This is a genomic window from Phormidium sp. CCY1219, from assembly GCF_035615515.1.
Classification (GTDB): domain Bacteria; phylum Cyanobacteriota; class Cyanobacteriia; order Cyanobacteriales; family Laspinemataceae; genus CCY1219.
The window spans coordinates 1-3124 of sequence record NZ_JAJENT010000154.1 but is presented as its reverse complement, the minus strand read 5'-3'; the positions used below and the strand labels follow the sequence as shown (position 1 = coordinate 3124).

The window sequence follows — 3124 nt, the reverse complement described above, 5'->3', positions numbered from 1 at the left end:
GGGGATGATTCCGATACCACCACGGCGGATTCCGAGGAGAATGGGGATGATTCCGATACCACCACGGCGGATTCCGATGAGAATGGGGATGATTCCGATGAGAATGTGGATGATGCCGACGGAACCGATGTGGATGATGCCGACGGAACCGATGTGGGTGGCAACGACTACTTAGAAGGAGGTCACGGAAAAGACACCATCCTGGGTGGTGGCGGTGATGATAGCCTGATGGGTGGCGACCAAAAGGACTACCTGTGTGGCGGTGATGGCGATGACTACCTAGATGGTGGCAAGCACAAAGACATCCTGATCGGTGGCAAAGGCAACGACATGCTGTTTGGCGGCGAGGGGCAGGACTTCCTCAGTGGTGACGTAGGCGACGATACGCTTTACGGTGGCGCTGGCAAGGATACCCTCACTGGTGGCGCAGGTGCAGACACCTTTGTGATGGATGCTGCTGCTGCCCTGGAAGGCGAAGAAGATGAGGATGAGGAAGAAGGCGCTGATGATGGTGACGCGATCGCGAACCTCAAAGGCAAGAAGAATGATATCATTCTCGACTTCAATGCCGAAGAAGGCGATGTCATCCAAATTGCCGGCAGTGAGTTTGGCATCGATAATCTGTCCGATGTGTTTGCCGAAGACGGATCCAGTGGCGTAGATGTGACCACTGGCACCACCAGCACCCAGGAAACGTTCACGCAGTTTACCTTCAGCGCTGAATTCTCCCTGACAGTGTTCTCTCAGGTGGAGTTGAGCCAAGATGATATTACTCTCATTTAAGGATTTGCTCAAATTGAGAGAGAATCATTGAATTATCACTAAACAAGGCGATCGCACCAGTTTTCTAGCTGGTGCGATTTTTTTGTCCGATTTGAAAAGTTGTCATCATGCCCGAGAGGGGCTATAGCGCGCGAAGGGCGAGTATTTCGCGCGGCTTTGAGTCGTGAGGGAGACACTCGCACTTCTGGGGGCTTGAATTGCATGAGCGATGGAGACTGGGTATATATCACCGTCGGTCAATGGCTTGTCAAAGCGGGGGATGGAAATACTGCCGCGTGGGGCCAAGCGTTTGGGCATAGTCTGTGGCAAAATAAGGTTCGACGGTGCGGATATGCGGCGCGATCGCAACGCAACTCATCCGCTGAATTGAAGTGCAAGGAAGTCGCGCGATCGCACCGGATATTCCATCCCAAGTAGTCGATCTATCCCCTCGAACCTGAATGATTCACAGTGACGTTTTCTCCTTTTTTTCTGGCGTCGGTTTCTTAGATTTAGGCTTTGAAGATGCCGGCTTTAATGTGGTTTATGCCAGCGAAATCTTCCCTCCCTTCATGGAGGCTTATCGGTATTCCCGCACTCATCTGAAGCGAAACTTACCCGAATATGGCTGTTATTGTGCCGAAAACGGCGATATCCAAACCCTCCTCAACCCAGAGGAAAAATATATCCTCTCCGATTTAGTGAACACATCGCGACAAAACGCCGATCTAGTGGGATTTATTGGCGGTCCCCCCTGCCCGGATTTTTCCGTAGGCGGCAAAAATAAAGGCAAAGAAGGAGAAAAAGGCAAATTATCCGCATCCTATGTGCAGCTCATCTGTGAGCATCAGCCGGATTTTTTTGTGTTTGAGAACGTGAAAGGATTGTGGCGAACCCTCAAGCATCGAACTTTTTATGAAGACCTCAAACGCATCCTGCAAAACGCCGGCTATGTTTTAACCGAGAAATTAATTAATTCTCTCGAATATGGCGTACCCCAAGATAGAGAACGAATTATTTTGATTGGGTTTCATCGCCATATTTTCCATCAGATTGGCAGTCCGGTAAACATCCATTTCCGCGACGTTTTTCCCGAGACTATTTTTCCTTGGGACAAATTTGTTGTTTTTCCGAAAACCGAGGTTTTTTCTTATCCTTGGCCGAAATTCACTCCTTTCCAGGCGGATTCGAGTCTTGATTGTCCGCCCAATTTGCCGCAAGAATTAACAGTGGAATACTGGTTTAAACGGAATCAGACGGAGAATCATTTGAATGCTGAGGGGTATTTTAAACCCCGAGGAGGAATCGAGAAAATGAAAGCGATACCGGAAGGGGATGATTCCAAAAAGTCTTACAAACGGTTGCATCGATGGCGATATTCTCCTACGGCATGTTACGGAAACAATGAAGTTCACTTGCATCCGTATAAGGTTAGAAGATTGAGCGTTGCAGAGGCGATCGCCATTCAATCTTTGCCGAAAGATTTCGTTCTCCCTCCCGAACTTCCTCTCAGTCATCTGTTCAAATCCATTGGCAACGGCGTTCCCTATTTGGCATCTCTCGCCATTGCCAAAACCATTCTGTACTTTTTAAATCATCCGGGGATTGATGAAGAAAATCGGAGACAACAGGTTAACGATTTTGAGCCTTTACAATTAAGTTTAAACTTAGAAATGTAGGCGTCAAAAATCAACGCTGGTCATTCTTGACTAACCTGAGTCAAAATAATGGACTCCAAAATGACCAGCGGTTAGGAAAATATTTCCATCATGGTTGATAACAATAGTAATCTCATAATGAATCGACAATTGGCTATCTAACTTAAGCAACCTGATAAATATTTAAAAAATTAAAAAATTATGCATAAAAAAATAATCTTTTATGTAAGAGCATCCGTCACTAAACTACTTAAATCATTTTTGGTGTTGTAGGGATAAATTCCATCTACTAAAGGAATACGTTTATTAACAATTATTCCATGAGGAGATATTCCCTCCATAAATACAATTCTATCGTTATCACTAAATTTTCTAGTAACCATATAGTAACGCCATTTTTGATTAGCCACATGATTGATAGCTTTAAGCATAGCAGCTTCAAATAAAGGTTGATAGCGTCTATCTGGGCGGTTAGTGGTTTTTAATGAAATCGCCGCTTTTACATCACTCGCTAATATTTTACCTTTGAAATGATCGTAAAGATTTAAACTGTTAGGCTTTTTAATTTGTTCCTTTAGTAAATCATTAATTTTGTCTCTAGGATGCTTCGTAGAATCCAAGTGTACAATAACATAATCTGGGCTGGAAAAGAAAATTTTATTTTTTAATTCATTAATCGCTGCTAAAGGATTACCTGGTTGAAA

Annotated in this window: 4 protein-coding genes; 3 read left to right on the top strand and 1 reads right to left on the bottom strand. The window is 44.7% G+C overall.

Annotation, left to right across the window (positions count from 1 at the left end):
• The 3 genes from LKK83_RS00810 to LKK83_RS00800 all read left to right on the top strand — a co-directional run.
• Positions 1-783: calcium-binding protein (locus LKK83_RS00810; RefSeq protein ID WP_324628824.1), on the top strand; the 783-nt coding region annotated here is incomplete at its 5' end.
• A 201-nt stretch (positions 784-984) separates the two neighbouring features.
• Positions 985-1200 (top strand): hypothetical protein, encoded by a 216-nt coding sequence (locus tag LKK83_RS00805; RefSeq protein WP_324628823.1) that lies wholly within the window; start codon positions 985-987, stop codon positions 1198-1200.
• Between the two features lie 23 nt (positions 1201-1223).
• Positions 1224-2441, top strand: a complete 1218-nt coding sequence (locus LKK83_RS00800; protein WP_324628822.1) for a DNA cytosine methyltransferase — start codon at positions 1224-1226, stop codon at positions 2439-2441.
• Positions 2442-2641: 200 nt separating this feature from the next.
• On the opposite strand, the gene LKK83_RS00795 is transcribed toward LKK83_RS00800, so the two are convergent.
• Positions 2642-3124: Cfr10I/Bse634I family restriction endonuclease (locus LKK83_RS00795; RefSeq protein WP_324628821.1), on the bottom strand; the 483-nt coding region annotated here is incomplete at its 5' end.